We start from the raw sequence: 17,174 nt of genomic DNA, 5'->3' as shown, positions 1-17,174 counted from the left end.
AAAGGCGCGCCTTACTTGATGCGCGGCAGCTTTTCCCACTGGTGGAACGGCGGCGGTGAAGGCAGCTGCCATTCCAGTGTTGTTGCACCCTCGCCCCATGGATTGTCTGCAGCTTTGACTTTCTTGGAGAAGGCCATGAAGACACCGACAAAGAAGATCAGCATGGAAGCGGTCATGATATAGGCACCGATCGAGGATACGAGGTTCCAGCCGGCAAAGCCTTCCGGATAATCCACATAACGGCGCGGCATGCCCTGAAGACCCAGGAAGTGCTGCGGGAAGAAGATCAGGTTCACGCCGATGAAGGTGACCCAGAAGTGAATCTTGCCGATGGCTTCAGAGTACATGTAGCCGGTCATTTTCGGGAACCAGTAGTACCAGCCGCCGAAGATGGCGAAGACAGCACCCATGGACAGCACGTAGTGGAAGTGAGCAACCACGTAGTAGGTGTCATGGAAGGCGCGGTCGAGACCGGCATTGGCCAGCTGCACACCTGTCACACCACCGAGGGTGAACAGGAAGATGAAGCCGAATGCCCACCACATCGGTGTCTTGAACTGGATGGAGCCGCCCCACATGGTGGCGATCCAGGAGAAGATCTTCACACCTGTCGGAACAGCGATCACCATGGTCGCGAAGACGAAGTAGCGCTGTGCTTCAAGGCTGAGGCCGACCGTGTACATGTGGTGCGCCCACACGATGAAGCCGACGAAGCCGATGGCGACCATGGCATAAGCCATACCCAGATAGCCGAAGACCGGCTTACGGGAGAAGGTTGCCACGATGTGGCTGATGATGCCGAAGGCCGGCAGGATCAGAATGTACACTTCCGGATGACCGAAGAACCAGAACAGATGCTGGAACAGGATCGGGTCACCGCCACCTGCAGGATTAAAGAAGGTGGTGTCGAAGTTACGGTCTGTCAGCAGCATGGTGATGCCACCAGCCAGAACCGGCAGGGACAGAACCAGAAGGAATGCCGTGACCAGCACGGACCAGGCAAACAGCGGCATCTTGTGCAGGGTCATACCCGGCGCACGCATGTTGAAGATGGTCGTGATGAAGTTGATCGCACCCAGGATGGAGGATGCACCGGCAATGTGCAGCGACAGGATCGCAAAATCCATGGCCGGTCCAGGCTGACCGGAGGTGGACAATGGCGGATAGATGGTCCAGCCACCACCGACACCGAGACCACCCGGAGGGCCCTCAACGAACATGGACATCAGCAGCAGAATGAATGCTGGCGGCAGAAGCCAGAAGGAGATGTTGTTCATCCGCGGGAACGCCATATCCGGTGCGCCGATCATGATCGGAACGAACCAGTTGGCGAAACCACCGATCAGAGCAGGCATCACCATGAAGAAGATCATGATCAGGCCGTGTGCGGTGGTGAACACGTTGAACAGATGCCGGGCAGCGGCTTCCGGATCATCGGAACCCTGCACGTACTGGGCAATCAACGGGAAGAACTGAAGACCCGGTTCCTGCAATTCGATACGCATGGCACCGGAGAGCGCACTGCCCACCAGACCGGCGAAAATTGCAAAAATCAGATACAGCGTTCCGATATCTTTATGGTTGGTCGAGTAGACCCAACGGCGCCATCCTGTCGGATGATCATGGGCCGCATGTGCTGCGGTGCCTGCCATATTTCAAGCTCCCTGGCTTTTTCCTTTACGTCGACGCCCGAAGCGCCGACCAAAACTCCCCCGGCCTGCCGAGGACCCTGAGTGAATTACTGCTGAGCGACCTTGACCAGCGCTTCATGCTCGGCATCAAACGATGCGAGAAGCTCCTTGGCTTCGTCGATATCGTCAGCCGCGGCTTTCGTCCACTGTTCAAACTGCTCGTCGCTGACAACGCGAACCGTGATCGGCATATAGGCGTGATCCTTGCCGCAAAGCTCAGAACACTGACCGTAATAGACGCCTTCTTTCTCAGCCTTGAACCAGGTTTCGTTCAGACGGCCCGGAATGGCATCGATCTTAACACCGAAAGCCGGCATTGCGAATGCGTGAATAACGTCAGCAGCGGTTACCTGAACCCGGACAACCTTGTTCACAGGAACAACCATGTCATAGTCGGTCGCCAGAAGGTAAGGCTTCTTCTCTTCGGCAGCTTCATCTTCTGTGAGCAGCAGCGCCTCGAATTCAAAATCACCATTATCCGGATACTGGTAACCCCAGTACCACTGATAGCCGGTCACCTTAACGGTCAGCTCTGCCGGTGGCAGGATCAGCTGCTTGTTGAGGAGACGGAAGGACGGAATGGAGATCGCTACCAGGATCAGGATCGGCACAACAGTCCAGGCCACTTCCAGCATGGTGTGATGGCTGGTCTTGGATGGTGTGGCGTTGGCGCTCTCACGGAACTTGAAATAGACAATGACCTGCAGCAGCAACACAAAGGCTACAACGATGGCCATGATCCAGAATGTCATGTCCTCGAACCAGGCAATGTCGCGCATCACATCAGTGACGGCAGGCTGAAAACCGGTTCCCCAGTCAACCGGCTGCGCGGCAAACGCACCACCGACCATCGCCATGGAGATGGCGCTGACGGTACCGGCCAGAACGACGAGGCGCTCCACGATGCTTTTCACGGCGTAACTCCCTTCCGTAACGCGCCTCTTCAGAGATGTCAGGCACGCAATCATTCGTCTTCTACGAGTCTGATAAGCCATTAGCGCCACGGGCGCGACAAAAAGACTCAGAAATTCCCTTATTAGAACGTTTCAAAGCACAATGACGATGACCTCGCAAGCAAAGGACGCAAAAAAGTGATGCGGCATTTTTTCGCGCCCTTGATCTGACCGCTTGACAAATCAGAATCCCGCCCTGATCCAAACCATCAGATTTCAGCTATCCCTCTTGGATATCCGGGGTAAACGTCCTCGAACACCATGCAATCAAATCCGTTCTCATGCCCCTTTCCTGCCGCAATGAACCGGCATGGAAAAATCTGAGGGAAAGTCCGGGATAAAACTCCTTACAGGGCAAGAGATACTCTTTCCGGACGTTCGTAAATGTCTATGCTAACGCATTATTCCAGTGATTCGCCAAATGGGGAGGCCTTAATCGTGTTACGCCGCAGCGCTTTTGCTCAGACGATTTGGTCCATTTTCGCTGCTGCCGTCATGACAACAGCCACCGTCCTTCCAACTGCACAGGCTCAGGGTGTGGTGAAATCCCGCCATGGCGACTGGGATCTTCGTTGTGATACGCCCCCTGGCGCACGCTCCGAGCAATGCGTTCTGATGCAGTATGTGACAGCAGAAGACCGCAAGAATGTCAGCCTCACCGTGATTGTTCTGAAGACGGCCGATCAGAAGGCCCGCATCCTGCGGGTTCTGGCACCGCTTGGCATCCTGCTTCCTGCCGGACTTGGTTTGAAGATTGACACGGCTGATGTGGGCCGGGCCGGATTTGTCCGCTGCCTGCCAAACGGTTGCATCGCCGAAGTGGTGATGGATGACAAACAGCTCAGCCAGCTGTCCAAGGGCCAGACCGCGACCTTCATCATCTTCCAGACACCGGAGGAAGGCATCGGCATTCCGATTTCATTGTCCGGCTTCAGCGATGGCTTCAAAGCTCTGCCATAACATCTGCTTACCGAAGATTTGCAGCCTCGAGTAGGCATACGCATTTCTACATTCGGCAAAATACGTATAATTGCTCATGCGACCCGACACCATAAGTAGTAACATGGTGTGACTGATGGCCTGCGCTGTGCGATTCGCGGGCTGCTCATCTATCTTGAGGGGCAAATCGCACGAGGCGGAATTGGGCGTTCCGTGAAGGTAACAGACTATAATGCATATCGTTGTTGTTGACGGCAGCCGGGTTGTCCTGCGCTTGCTGACTGAGCTGCTTGAAGATCAGGGCCATTCCGTTCTGGCCTTTACAAACGGCCAGAAGGCCTATGAACAAATCGCGACAGACCCGACGGTAGACGTGCTCATAACCAGCTTTGAAGTGCCTGGAAAATCCGGCCTGGAGCTTTGCTGGGAAACACGGATCCTCGCTCAGTCCCGCCGCCCTATCTACGTGATTGCCATGTCGTCAACCACGGAGAAAACCCAGCTTATCCAGGCGCTCGACAGTGGCGCTGACGACTTTTTTTCCAAGCCTCCCGTCTATGAAGAACTGCGCGCCCGTATTCGCGCGGCCCAGCGGCTTATCGATATGCAGAACGAGCTTGTGCGCCTTGCCACCAGGGATCCTTTGACCGACATCTTTAATCGCCGGGCATTCTTCGAGCAGGCTGAGGACCATCTTTCAAGCAACGAGGATGACACGCCCGTTTCGGCCATGATGTTTGACATCGATCACTTCAAATCGATCAACGATAATTATGGTCACGATGTGGGAGATGAGGTTATCAAGGCCGTTGCCCATATATGCCGGGACGGTTGTGATGATACAGGGCACATTCTGGGACGACTGGGCGGTGAGGAATTCGCCATTCTCTCTCCGGACACGTCTCTGGACGGCGGATTATCTCTGGCCGAAACCTATCGCCAGAAGATTGAAGAGCTGGAAATCCAGACAAGAACCGGTCCGGTGCGCTGTACATGCAGCTTTGGCGTCAGTGTCTGGACAAATAGAGAAAGCCTGACAAAGCTGCTCAAACAGGCTGATACGGCGCTCTATCACGCCAAGAACAATGGCCGAAACCGGGTCGCTGCCTTTCGCGAAACCGACGAAGCCACAGCTTCCTAAAGCATAGTCCACCGAGCGGAATTCATTAGAGATTTTACGGGAAAGGGAGTCACCCCAAACGCCCTATCTCTTTGTTTCCGAACGCACTTTTTCCTGAAAAGTCTATCAACTTTTCAGAAGCACAATTTCAGACCTTATCTTGCGCGAACTTTTATCTGAAAAGTCTATCAACTTTTCAGAAGCACGCTGTAGCAAAACGAGTCCCGACAGAGGAACGGTCGAGACTGCAACTTGTGTAGAGCGCTGCTATACAGCGGAAGACTGACTTCAGTCGATCAGCTTCAGTTCTGCTGCCGAGAACCGTCCGCGATGCTCCTGAAGTTCATATTCAAGGCGCTGCCCTTCCTGCAATTCGGTCAGGCCGGATCGCTGAACGGCTGTAATGTGAACAAAATCGTCCTTGTTCTCTCCGTCTGGGGTAATAAAGCCAAAGCCTTTTGTTGTATTAAACCACTTAACCGTGCCGCGTTTCACTTCCGTGGGCTCCCTATAGTCCATCCATTGGCGATGATATCGCCGAAGTTCTACATTTCAGCCTACAGAAAATCCGAAGGGATATCTTTTCGGTTACCGACAACATCGCTTTGGCATCGGAGACTGACGAGGGCATGTTACGCTCTCAGAGCTACCGTGCAAGCCTAAAGACGGGGTGATCGCGAAAAAGTAGGCCAAATTGCCGAGCCAGACTTATGGATCATTAGACTTTCGACTAATACGACACTGCAAATGCACGCTTTTTCGGCACTCACCGACGTTTTATCAGGCAGCTGTTCCGCCAACGGTCAGCCCGTCAATCCGCAGAGTTGGCTGCCCCACACCAACAGGAACACCCTGCCCCTGCTTGCCACATGTGCCAATGCCGGTATCCAGTTTCATGTCGTTGCCGACCATGGACACACGGGTCATGGCGTCCGGTCCGTTGCCGATCAGCATGGCACCCTTCACCGGTGCACCAAGGCGACCATTCTCAATCCTGTAGGCTTCCGTGCAGGAGAAGACGAACTTGCCGGATGTGATATCCACCTGACCGCCACCAAAATTGACTGCATAGATACCATCCTTGACCGATGACAGGATTTCATCCGGTGCATGATCGCCAGCCATCATCACAGTGTTGGTCATACGCGGCATCGGAATATGGGCATAAGATTGGCGTCTGCCATTGCCCGTGGATACGGTGTTCATCAAACGGGCATTCTGCCTGTCCTGCATGAAGCCGACCAGAATACCGTCCTCAATCAGAACCGTGCGCTGGCTGGGTGTTCCCTCATCGTCGATGGAAAGCGATCCCCGACGATCCTGAAGAAGCCCATCATCGACCACAGTCACTCCCGGGCTTGCCACACGCTGGCCGACGAGACCGGCAAAAGCCGATGTTTTCTTACGATTGAAATCCCCTTCGAGCCCGTGCCCGACCGCTTCATGCAGCAGAATACCAGGCCAGCCCGGACCGAGCACCACATCCAGTTCCCCCGCAGGTGCGGGAACCGCATCGAGATTGACAAGCGCCTGTCTCAAAGCCTCATCCACCGCAAATTGCCACTGGTTTTCTGCCAGAAATTCCCCGAAACCGGATCGGCCGCCAAAGCCATAGGTGCCGGATTCCTGTTTATCCCCGTCACCGGCCACCACAGACACATTGATGCGGACCAGAGGACGGATATCCTTGTAGAACTGCCCGTCCGCCCGCAGAATTTCGACCACCTGCCATGTGCCAGCCATGGATGCCGTGACCTGCCGAACCCGGCTGTCCTTGCCGCGGGCATAGGCATCAATTTTTTCAAGCAGCCGGACTTTCTCCTCAAATGACGGACCGCCCAGCGGATTGTCCGGCTTGTAAAGGCTGATATTGGTCCGCTCAGGCGCGGCTGCATAGGTGCCGGAATAGCCGGATGTGACGGCCTGCACCGAGTCTGACGCGCGCTTCAGACTGGCTTCGCTGATCTCGTTGGAATGGGACAGCCCGGCAGATTCTCCGGCGACCGCCCTCAGCGCCATTCCCTGACTGGTGTCGAAACTGGCCGACTTCAGGCGCCCATTATCAAAGACCAGGCCTTCAGACTGCTTGTATTCCAGGAACAGCTCCCCATCATCCGCCCCCCTGAGGGCCTCTGAAACCATTCGGGACGCGCGATCACGGTCCAGATCTCCGAGGCTGAGCAAATCAGGGGCGGTGTGAGCATCAGTCATGAATCAATCCTGTCCTGGCTGTAGAGACATCATTATCAGATAGGGCAAAGGCCTGCCCCCTGCAAACGGAACTGTATGGGTCAGCTCTCTATTCCATCATCATGATGTTTGCGGATGCGCCTTACCATCCACCAAACTGCAAGGATGACTGGAGGAACGGACAGGGCCGTGGCCACAGCGGGACTGACCGGCAGGTCCAATCCCTTACTGCCCTTGATGAGATACGCCACCAGTCCGACAATATAATAAGAGACAGCGGCCACAGACAGGCCTTCCACAGTCTGTTGCAGGCGCAATTGCAGGCTGGCTCTGCGGTTCATGCTTTCAAGCAGATCCCGGTTCTGGCTCTGCATCTCCACATCCACGCGGGTTCTGAGCAGGGTTGCGGCGCGCTCAAGCTTGCGGGACAGGTTCGCCTCGCGCTCCTCAATGGAATGACAGGTGCGCATGGCGGGCATCAGGCGACGATTGAGAAACGCCCCCCAGGTTTCGTGATCCGGCAGAACCGTTTCCTCAATCGCGCCAAGACGCATCTGGACGATTTCATGATAGGCACGGCTGGCCCCAAACCGGTAAAGCCCGGCAACCGCCACCGCTTCCAGTCGCGCAGCCAGAATTGTGAGCTCTGTCAGCAGCCGGTTATTGTCTTCAAGGCCGCCGGTGGTTTTCATATCCTCGGTGATGCGGACCAGAGCCTGTTCGATGCCAGCGACTTCCGGCCCGGCCCGCTGAGCTTCAGGCAAACCGAACAGGGCAAAGACCCGATAGGTATCAATCTCCAGCAGGCGCTGTACGAGCGCACCGGCGCGGGAGGTTTCCAACCCGCCATCAACCACAACAATGTGGGTGAACCCATCACCATCCTGGCGAAAATCCGTGGCAATCTGTGCCTTTCCGCCATGGACCGAAGAAATACAAAGCGATGCCGGGTCCAGCCCGTCGATGGCCTTCTGACAGGCTCCAGTATCATCACTGAGGTCTATGCGGGTGGCAGAGACCAGGCGTCCCGGAGCCTGAAAGCCATTACCGAACGGATGCGCCATATCGGCAATCTGAATAAACGGCGTCGGGGCATCCCAGCTGTAGGACACAAACTCGGAATGGGCCTCCCAGCGCAGCATGCCGCCCTGAACCTGCAATTCATGATAACGCCTGGAACCGGGCCCCGGCTGGCCGTTCTGGGCAGAGAGTTTGTCAATAAAAGCCCTGTCGCGAGCCAGTTCATCCTGATTGACCATGAAAGCCATATGCAGGAACACACGCTTCCCCGCCACAAGCCGGAAGGGACGGGCATGAACCTCGCCGAGAAGAGCGGCCCGCTCCTCATGATCCTCAAAACTCAAAGCCACCATTACTGATCCCCGACCCTTTCCTTTGTTTTGACCCTAACGCAGCTTCCGACACCGCCACAAGGCACAGTATCGACCCTATCGCATCTCAAGCTGTCAGATTGCTTTGCCAGATAGCCTCACCAGCCGCAATATAGTGGACAAATTAATTGACCACTTGGCCACAACTGAATAAACTGATACTCGAACATGCAGGTTATCTGCACTTTTGATGTGAACACGCGAGAGCCTATGGTTTTCCGAAAAATTTTGCATGACAGGACATCAAATGCCGTTGTCCGGCAGATTGAATCCCTTATTCTTGAGGGAATTCTGCGCCCTGGCGACCAATTGCCATCCGAGAGAGAACTGTCCAAAACAGTGGATGTGTCCCGCCCCATCCTGCGGGAAGCTCTCAAGGAATTGGAACAGAGAGGTCTTCTCGTATCCCGTCACGGTGAAGGCACATTCGTTGCCGACGTCATCGGCAGCGTCTTCTCCCAGCCGGTGATTGATCTCATCAGTGAGCATCCCAAGGCGCTTCTGGATTATCTGGAGTTTCGCCGGGATATTGAGGGCACAGCTGCCTATTATGCCGCCTCAAGGGCGACGGAAGCAGACAAGACCATCCTCACCCATATCCATGAGCAGATGCTCGAGGCCCACGATAAGCGGGACCCGTGGATTGAGGCCACCCTGGATGTGGAGTTCCACAACGCTGTCAGCGAATGTGCTCACAACATTATTCTGATGCATACCCTGCGCGCCTATTACCGCCTCCTGGCGGACGGTGTCTTCTACAACAGAACCCGCCTTTATGCTCATGACGGGTCGCGGAATGATCTTCTGAAACAGCATACAGCCATTTATCAGGCGATAATGGATGGTGCAGCCGACCGGGCACGGCTGGCTGCCGAAAACCACATGACCTATGTCATGGACGCCATGCGTGATGCAGACAGAATGGCATCCTGGCAGACGGTTTCAGACCTGCGTCTTGAAATGGCACGGCAATCCTTCCTGTCAACGCCGCAACCAGCACAGCGCCGCCGCAAACCGGCCGCTGAATAATCACTCGCAAGCGAGAGCCGAACACTTATGACGACCTCATCTGAACAGGCGCCACCGCGCGTCGGCTTGTTTGTCACATGTCTGGTGGACATGTTTCGCCCCACAGTCGGCTTTGCCGCCGTTAAACTGATGGAAGATGCGGGCTGCGTTGTCGACGTGCCTGCAGCGCAGACCTGTTGTGGGCAGCCAGCCTATAATTCCGGTGACCGCAAGGACACACGCGCCATCGCCGAGCAGGTCATCACGGCCTTTGAACCGTTCGACTATGTGGTCGCTCCATCCGGTTCCTGTGGTGCGATGCTGAAGCATCATTATCTGGAGCTCTTCACCGATGACCCGGTCTGGCATGAGCGGGCCAAAGCCTTTTCGGACAAGGTTCATGAACTGGTGAGCTTCCTGACCGACGTGCTTGGCATTGAGCAGGTTGAAAGCGGGTTTGAAGGATCGGTCACCTATCACGACTCCTGTTCGGGCCTGCGGGAAATGGGCGTCAAGCAGCAGCCGCGCAAGCTGCTTCGGGGCCTTGATGGCGTGACGTTGAAGGAAATGGAGACACCGGATGTCTGCTGCGGCTTTGGCGGCACATTCTGTGTCAAGTATCCGGATATCTCCAATGCCATTGTCGAGAAGAAGACCAGCCGCATCCGTGAGGCAAAGGCCGGAACGCTGCTGGCCGGTGATCTGGGCTGCCTGATGAATATGGCGGGCAAGCTGCAGCGGGAGGGGTCAGCCATCGAGGTTCGTCATGTGGCCGAAGTGCTTGCCGATATGGCAGACGGACCAGCGATCGGTCAGCCGAAGACATCAGGAACGGGACAATAGGAGGCCCTGATGAAAATTCAGTCGCCCACCTTCAAGACCAATACCAGCGAAGCCCTTGAGGACGTCAACCTGCAGAAGGCCATGAGCGTCGTCGAAGGCAATTTTGTTGCGAAACGGGCTCAGGCTGCAAGCGAGCTGCCGGAATTCGAAAGTCTTCGCGACAGTGCGCGGGACATCAAGAACCATACCCTGGCGCATATTGATCTCTATCTGGAAGCCTTTGAGAAGAAGGTGACCGAGGCCGGAGGTCACGTACACTGGGCCGAAACCGCAGAGGATGCCCGTCGTATCGCCCTTGAGATCTGCCGGAAGGAAAACGCCAGAACGGTCACCAAGGGCAAATCGATGATCTCCGAGGAAATCGGCCTGAACGAGTTTTTCGAGGAGAATGGCATTGCCCCGGTCGAAACCGATCTGGGTGAATATATCATTCAGCTTCGCAAGGAACATCCGAGCCATATCATTGCCCCTGCCCTGCATGTAACCCAGGACCAGGTCGCCGATGATTTCCGGGAGCACCATACGCATCTGGATGCAGAGCGGAATCTGGAAGAAGCTCCGACCCTTCTGCAGGAAGCCCGGAAGATCCTTCGCGACAAGTATTTTGCTGCAGATGTGGGCATTACAGGTGCCAATTTCCTGATCGCCGAGACCGGCACATCAGTGATCGTCACCAATGAAGGAAATGGCGATCTTACCCAGCTTCTGCCCCGTGTTCATCTCGTTCTGGCCTCTATCGAAAAAGTTATTCCAACACTGGATGACGCAGCCCAGTTTCTTCGGGTGCTCGGTCGGTCTGCGACCGGTCAGGAAATGTCGGTCTACACGACCCTCTCCACCGGCCCCAAACGTGCTGACGATCCGGACGGGCCAGAGGAATACCACGTTATTCTGCTGGACAATGGCCGCTCCGAGATGATCGGCAGCGAGTATCAGGACATGCTCCGCTGTATCCGCTGCGGGGCCTGTATGAACCACTGTCCGGTCTATCAGGCTGTGGGCGGGCATGCTTATGGCTGGGTTTATCCGGGTCCGATGGGCTCTGTTCTGACCCCGTCGCTTATTGGGGTTGATAAGGCAGGGCATCTGCCGAATGCCTCCACCTTCTGCGGGCGATGCGAGTCTGTCTGCCCGGTGAGAATTCCTTTGCCTAAGATGATGCGTCACTGGCGGGAACAGGAGTTTGAGAAAAAGCTCAATCCGGCAACACAGCGCTCGGCCCTCGGTCTCTGGGCCTTTGCCGCCAAGCGCCCCCGCCTCTATCAGTTCGGCACACGCATGGCCATGGCTGTGATGGGCCGCCTGGGACGCAGACGCGGTCGTTTCCGGCAGATGCCGCTGGCTGGTGGCTGGACCAGACACAGAGACCTCCCCGCGCCAGAGGGCAAGACCTTTCAGGCCTTGTGGGCTGAACGGAGAAAGAACCGATGATCAATCGCGAAAACATTCTCGGGAAACTGCGTCGGTCTCTGAAAGTCCCGACCGATGACAACCATCGAGAGGCTGTCGTCAGAGCCCGCCTCGAAACGCCCGTGAGAGGCGTTGTGCCGAAACGCGGCTATCTGGACCTTACAGATCAGATCAACCTGTTTCAGGCCAAGGCTGAGGCCGTCGCTGCCACGGTTCAGCAACTCGGTTCCTATGATGACTTGCCTGCTGCCGTTGCCAACTGGCTGAGAGATCACAATCGCGCACCAAAGCTGCGTATGGGTTCTGATGACCGCCTGACACAACCTGACTGGTCACAAGCTCCAACACTTGAGCGTATGACGGGCCCATCAGACGGAACGGATCTCGTCACCCTGTCACACGCGGACACCGGGATTGCGGAGACAGGTACACTGATCCTCACGTCCGGGGATGCCAACCCCACCAGTCTGAACTTCCTGCCCGAGGACCATCTGGTGGTGCTTGATGCGGAGGATCTGGTGGCGAGCATGGAAGCTGCATGGGATCGCCTGCGTCAGGCAGCACCCGACATGCCGCGCACGGTGAACATGATTACCGGGCCGAGCCGGTCCGCCGACATTGGCCAGAAGCTGGTTCTCGGTGCCCATGGCCCGCAAAACCTGCACATCTTCATCATCACGAAAAACGGGGCCTAACAAGGCCCCGTTGAAACGTCTTGCTGTACCGCTCGGTTTATGCGGCGCGCACGTCCTGAAGGAAGCGCGCAACGGTTTTTTCCAGAGTATCAGCCTGACCAGCCACGGAACGGGATGCGGACAGCACCTGTTCGGCTGACTGGCTGGTTTCAGCAATCGAGCTGGTCATATCAGACATGCTCTGTGCTACATCCTGCGTGCCTGTTGCGGCCTGCTGAACATTCTGACTGATTTCTGTTGTCGCCGAGCCCTGCTGCTCAACAGCAACCGCAATTGAGTTGGTATACTCGTTCACATCCGTCATTGTCTGCGCAATTGCTTCAATCGCTTCAACCGCTTCTCTGGTCGAGCTCTGGATACCGGAGATCTGCGAAGAAATCTCTTCCGTCGCCTTGGATGTCTGGTTCGCCAGTTCTTTCACCTCTGAGGCAACAACTGCAAAGCCCTTGCCCATCTCACCAGCACGGGCCGCCTCAATGGTGGCGTTCAGGGCCAGCAGGTTGGTCTGCTCGGCGATATCCTGAATAAGGTTGACCACTTCACCGATTTTCTGGGCGGCCGTGTCGAGGCTGGAGACCTTCTGATTGGTTGCTCCTGCCGCCTCGGCTGCACTGCCGACAATGCGCTTGGTTTCACCAACCTGACGACCGATTTCCTCAATGGAAGAAGCCAGTTCTTCAGCCGCTGACGCAACCGTCTGAACGTTGGCGGACGCCTGTTCGGATGCTGCTGCTGCAGATGTTGCCCGACCTGCTGTGCTTTCGGCAATGCCGGTCATTGTTTGTGCTGTTTCTTCCATTTCAACAGAATTGCTGCCGACAGCCTGAAGCGTTGACTTGACCTCCTGGTCAAAGGACTGGATCAGATCATCAATGCGACCCTGACGTTTCTGACGGGCCAGCTGTTCCTCTTCGCTCTGGGACTGAAGGTTCAGACGCTGCTGGTTGTTATCTTTCAGAACAGCAATCGCACGTGCCATGTTGCCAACTTCATCACCACGCTGACCATAAGGAACATCCATATCAGCTTCGTTGTTGGCGAGTGCTTCCAGAATGCCGGTCATGGTCGGGATCGGACGCAGCATGGAGCGGAACACGAAGAAGGCTGCGAGCAGAAGCCCTGTACCAACCGCCAGGGTTGCCAACAGAAGACCGCTGGCAATATCACCAACAATCGCCTGAACATGGGATTTCTCAATGCCTACATAGAGGATACCAATGGTCTTGCCAGCAGGGGTGAAGATCGGTTCATAAAGCGTGTAATACGGGATTCCGAGGATGACGGCTTCTCCAACGAAGGTCTTACCCTGTGTAATCACCGGATAAACAGCGCCTTTCTGACCAAGCGGCGTCCCGACAGCTCGGCTGCCATCGCCTTTCTTGATGTTGGTCGTCTTGCGCCAGAAGTCACGCGTCTCGTCATCCCAGGCGAAGACCGTTGCTGTCTCACCTGTGGTGCGCCCAATGCTGTCAATCATCACATGATCGTTGAAAACTGGAATTTCTGACATGATCACCCGGTTGACCTGGCCATCGGCTGACCAGTTGATATCAACACCGTCAACAGCCCGGTCCAGAACTTCAGCCGCGACACGGATACTGGCCCGCTGGCGGTCAATCACGTCCTGTTTCACCTTACTGTTGATGATGCTGACGGTTACACCAGCTACAGCAGTCGCAGTTACGAGAACCATCAGGGCAACCACGCTGGTTACCTTGGTTGTCAGATTCAATTTGCTCCAGAAAACGCTCATTAGAGTCCCCTACCCCAAATCTCTATATGCCAGACAGTGCAGCTTGAAATGAAATGGCTTTGCACTGAAGAAATCAGTGCCAATATTGTGCACAATAGGATAATTATTCCTTAAACAACTGCATAAAAAAAAGGCCGCATAAGCGACCTTTTTTATTCTTATACTTGGATTTTCCCTTAGGCTGCAACCTAGGCCGCTTTTACACCTTCAAGGAAGCGCGCAACAGTTTGTCTGAGGCTGGTGGCCTGCCCTGTAACCGCCTGGGAGGCACTCAGAACCTGCCCCGCAGATTGACTGGTCTCCGCAACAGACGTGGTCACACCCGCCATGTTCTGCGCGACATCCTGCGTGCCGGCTGCCGCCTGCTGAACATTCTGGCTGATCTCTGCCGTCGCAGCTCCCTGCTGTTCAACAGCAACCGCAATCGAGTTGGTATACTCGTTCACATCCGTCATTGTCTTGGCAATCGCTTCAATCGCCTCAACCGCTTCCCTGGTGGAACCCTGGATGCCGGAAATCTGCGAGGAAATCTCTTCTGTTGCCTTGGAGGTCTGGTTCGCCAGTTCCTTCACCTCTGCAGCCACAACCGCAAAGCCCTTGCCCATTTCACCGGCGCGGGCCGCCTCAATGGTGGCGTTCAGGGCCAGCAGGTTGGTCTGTTCGGCGATATCCTGAATGAGATTGACCACTTCACCGATTTTCTGGGCGGCGGTGTCGAGGCTGGATACTTTCTGGTTCGTAGCCCCGGCAGCTTCAGCAGCCTCGCCGACAATCCGCTTGGTCTGGCCGACCTGACGGCCAATCTCTTCGATGGAGGCTGCCAATTCTTCCGCAGCCGATGCCACAGTCTGCACATTGCCGGACGCTTCATCTGAGGCAGCGGCTGCAGAATTCGCCCGACCGGATGTGCCATCTGCAATACTGGTGAGGGTCTGGGCCGTTTCTTCCATGGAGCGGGAATGGTTCTCTACCTCACCGAGGACGCTTCCCACTTCCGTATCAAAATTATGAACCAGCTCATCGATCATCGCCTGACGCTTGTCGCGGGCAATGTGGTTCTTCTTGCGCTCTTCAGCCATGCGCTCATTTTCGAGTGCATTGTCCCGGAAGACGGCGACGGCCTTGGTCATGTCACCGATTTCGTCCCGGCGTTCCATACCGACAAGCGCCACATCCGTCTTGCCGTCTGCAAGAGCGGTCATGTCATTAATCAGGGTGCTAATCGGTCTGGTGATCGAACGTGACAGGGCAAAGCCAAGACCAAGACAGAGCAGAACGATAACCGTACCGCCAAGGAAGACCATTCTGGCCGCTTCCCAGAAGGTCGCGCTGATATCGTCAAGATATGCACCCGTTCCGATGACCATATCCCATGGTTCGAAATAGGCGACATAGGACAGTTTCAGGGACGGGTTCTCCTGACCCGGCTTCGGCCACATATAATCGACAATGCCGCCGCCTTCTGCCTTGACCACCTTGTTGAATTCCTGGAACAAGAACTTGCCATTGGCATCTTTCAGCTCAGTGAGGTTCTGGCCTTCCAGCTTCGGTTTGATCGGGTGCATCAGCATGACCTGGTTGAGATCATGGATCCAGAGATAACCATTGGTGCCATAACGCATGGCCCGGATCGCATCAAAGGCCGTTGCCTGAGCCGTCATGTCATCAAGATGAAACTCTTTCTGCTGGCGGACCACATCATTCATCACACCCATGGCAGTCTGAACGATCCCCTGAAGCTCATTCATCTTTCGAGCTTTCAGGTTCTGATCCGTATGCCAGAGCAGGAAGCCGCTCAGAGAAACCAGACCAATCGCAAAGATCACGATCAGTCCGAGAAGACGTGCCCCGATAGTCAAACGCATAGTTACCCCACCGCACTTGTTACTTGGCGGAGATCATCAGCCTAATTTACTAAAATTTGAGTTAAGTATCAGCCGGAAAGAATTATTATTCTGCTGAAGCCTCAGCACCCATCAAAAACCCAAGTAATTCCCCTGATAGATTCAGCGCACCGGCACGCGCTCGGGAGGAATTCTACAATTACAGCGTGCTTCTGAAAAGTTGATAGACTTTTCAGAAGCACGCGCAAAAACAAATTCTTAAAGCACCGCCATCAATTCAAGTTAAAGGTTTGGTGCTTTAAACGCAGGTGAGCAAACCCCGCCACAACCGTCAAACGTGTTGACCGCCGTTGATATGGATTTCAGATCCCGTCACATAGGAGCTAGCTGACGAGCACAGGAAAAAGATTGTACTGGCGACTTCTTCTGTGCTGCCAAGCCGTCTGAGGGGGATCGAATCGATCAGCTTTTCTGTTCCCGGGGACAGGATGGACGTATCGATCTCTCCCGGCGCAATGGCATTCACACGAATGCCATGCGGGCCGAAATCGGCAGACATTTCCCGGGTCAGCGAAGCAAGCGCGGCTTTTGAAGTCGCATAGGCGGTTCCCGCGAAAGGATGAACACGGCTTCCGACAATCGACGTTACATTGACCACTGATCCACCGGCTTCTTTCAGCTCGTTGAACAGGCCGCGTGCCAGCATGATGGGCGCAAAGAAATTCACCTGGAAAACAGTCCGCCAGAGATGCATCTGGGTCGTCACGGAATCAAGACGCTGACCATCCTCATCTTTGGGGCTTATCGCGGCATTGTTGACAAGGGCATCCAGTGTTCCGCCCTCATCAGCCAGACGGTTTCTGATCTCCGCCACGGCCACACCCAGGTTGTCGGGATCAGACAGGTCCACCTGAATGTGGTTCTCAGGGCCGGACGGCCACGGACACTTGTCGGAGAAAGCCTGACGAGAGCAGGAAATAACCCGCCAGCCTTCGGCTGAGAACTTCTTCACTGTCGCATGACCGATACCACGGCTTGCGCCTGTCAGAACCAGAGTTTTCCGTTTGCTCATCGACTCTCAACCTTTTGAAAACAGAAGGATTCAGCGCCCGGCCTGTCCGGTTTACCTGTCAAGGTAAAGCCTTATGCAAGACCCGACCTGCTCCTCCCAAAAGCTGTTCTAGCATGAAAGTCACGCAGCAGGGCAAAAAATCCAACTGCATGAGTCAGGTTTAGCTGTGAATCTTCGCCGCACCTTTCAATCGGTCAGGCTTCGACAAATGCGCCTTCTAATCGCCGGAAATTGGATAGCCGGGGATTGCTGCCTGTGCAATTCA

At 55.3% G+C, this 17,174-nt stretch carries 14 protein-coding genes; 6 read left to right on the top strand and 8 right to left on the bottom strand.

Annotation, left to right across the window (positions count from 1 at the left end; genetic code table 11):
• Positions 1-11: 11 nt before the first annotated feature.
• On the bottom strand, positions 12-1,652 hold the full coding sequence (gene ctaD, locus RA157_RS11770; RefSeq protein WP_350333316.1) for a cytochrome c oxidase subunit I: 1,641 nt from the start codon (positions 1,650-1,652) through the stop codon (positions 12-14).
• Between the two features lie 86 nt (positions 1,653-1,738).
• On the bottom strand, positions 1,739-2,548 hold the full coding sequence (coxB, locus tag RA157_RS11765) for a cytochrome c oxidase subunit II (protein ID WP_434058502.1): 810 nt from the start codon (positions 2,546-2,548) through the stop codon (positions 1,739-1,741).
• A gap of 591 nt (positions 2,549-3,139) precedes the next feature.
• Here coxB and RA157_RS11760 point away from each other — a divergent pair.
• Positions 3,140-3,604: an invasion associated locus B family protein gene (locus RA157_RS11760; protein ID WP_350336194.1), complete on the top strand. Its 465-nt coding sequence runs from the start codon at positions 3,140-3,142 to the stop codon at positions 3,602-3,604.
• 211 nt (positions 3,605-3,815) lie between these two features.
• Positions 3,816-4,724, top strand: coding sequence for a GGDEF domain-containing response regulator (locus RA157_RS11755; RefSeq protein ID WP_350333315.1), 909 nt, complete (start codon positions 3,816-3,818; stop codon positions 4,722-4,724).
• A 267-nt stretch (positions 4,725-4,991) separates the two neighbouring features.
• On the opposite strand, the gene RA157_RS11750 is transcribed toward RA157_RS11755, so the two are convergent.
• The 3 genes from RA157_RS11750 to RA157_RS11740 all read right to left on the bottom strand — a co-directional run bounded on the left by RA157_RS11750 (position 4,992) and on the right by RA157_RS11740 (position 8,266).
• Positions 4,992-5,198, bottom strand: a complete 207-nt coding sequence (locus RA157_RS11750; RefSeq protein ID WP_350333314.1) for a cold-shock protein — start codon at positions 5,196-5,198, stop codon at positions 4,992-4,994.
• Positions 5,199-5,483: 285 nt separating this feature from the next.
• Positions 5,484-6,914, bottom strand: coding sequence for a metalloprotease TldD (gene tldD, locus RA157_RS11745; protein WP_350333313.1), 1,431 nt, complete (start codon positions 6,912-6,914; stop codon positions 5,484-5,486).
• An 80-nt stretch (positions 6,915-6,994) separates the two neighbouring features.
• Positions 6,995-8,266: a DUF3422 family protein gene (locus RA157_RS11740; RefSeq protein WP_350333312.1), complete on the bottom strand. Its 1,272-nt coding sequence runs from the start codon at positions 8,264-8,266 to the stop codon at positions 6,995-6,997.
• Between the two features lie 228 nt (positions 8,267-8,494).
• Between RA157_RS11740 and RA157_RS11735 the strand changes: the two genes are divergently transcribed.
• Genes RA157_RS11735 through RA157_RS11720 form a run of 4 tightly spaced genes read left to right on the top strand, consistent with a single transcriptional unit; the run spans position 8,495 to position 12,240 of the window.
• Positions 8,495-9,313, top strand: coding sequence for a GntR family transcriptional regulator (locus tag RA157_RS11735; RefSeq protein WP_350333311.1), 819 nt, complete (start codon positions 8,495-8,497; stop codon positions 9,311-9,313).
• A 27-nt stretch (positions 9,314-9,340) separates the two neighbouring features.
• Positions 9,341-10,135 (top strand): (Fe-S)-binding protein, encoded by a 795-nt coding sequence (locus RA157_RS11730; protein ID WP_350333310.1) that lies wholly within the window; start codon positions 9,341-9,343, stop codon positions 10,133-10,135.
• Between the two features lie 9 nt (positions 10,136-10,144).
• Positions 10,145-11,566: a LutB/LldF family L-lactate oxidation iron-sulfur protein gene (locus tag RA157_RS11725; protein WP_350333309.1), complete on the top strand. Its 1,422-nt coding sequence runs from the start codon at positions 10,145-10,147 to the stop codon at positions 11,564-11,566.
• A complete protein-coding gene (locus RA157_RS11720) occupies positions 11,563-12,240 on the top strand; it encodes a LutC/YkgG family protein (RefSeq protein WP_350333308.1) in 678 nt (225 codons plus the stop codon). Before RA157_RS11725 ends, RA157_RS11720 begins: the two co-directional genes overlap by 4 nt.
• Before the next feature lie 37 nt (positions 12,241-12,277).
• Here RA157_RS11720 and RA157_RS11715 read toward each other — a convergent pair whose 3' ends face one another.
• The 3 genes from RA157_RS11715 to RA157_RS11705 form a co-directional block, all read right to left on the bottom strand.
• On the bottom strand, positions 12,278-13,993 hold the full coding sequence (locus tag RA157_RS11715) for a methyl-accepting chemotaxis protein (RefSeq protein WP_350333307.1): 1,716 nt from the start codon (positions 13,991-13,993) through the stop codon (positions 12,278-12,280).
• Between the two features lie 188 nt (positions 13,994-14,181).
• On the bottom strand, positions 14,182-15,858 hold the full coding sequence (locus RA157_RS11710) for a methyl-accepting chemotaxis protein (protein ID WP_350333306.1): 1,677 nt from the start codon (positions 15,856-15,858) through the stop codon (positions 14,182-14,184).
• Between the two features lie 310 nt (positions 15,859-16,168).
• Positions 16,169-16,909 carry an SDR family NAD(P)-dependent oxidoreductase gene (locus tag RA157_RS11705; protein ID WP_350333305.1) on the bottom strand — a complete coding sequence of 247 codons (741 nt, stop codon included), beginning with the start codon at positions 16,907-16,909 and terminating at the stop codon, positions 16,169-16,171.
• Positions 16,910-17,174: the final 265 nt, after the last annotated feature.

The sequence above is a fragment of the Coralliovum pocilloporae genome (assembly GCF_030845175.1).
GTDB lineage: Bacteria > Pseudomonadota > Alphaproteobacteria > Rhizobiales > Cohaesibacteraceae > Coralliovum > Coralliovum pocilloporae.
Note: the sequence above shows the minus strand (reverse complement) of the source record. Positions and strands in the feature narration are given on the sequence as shown.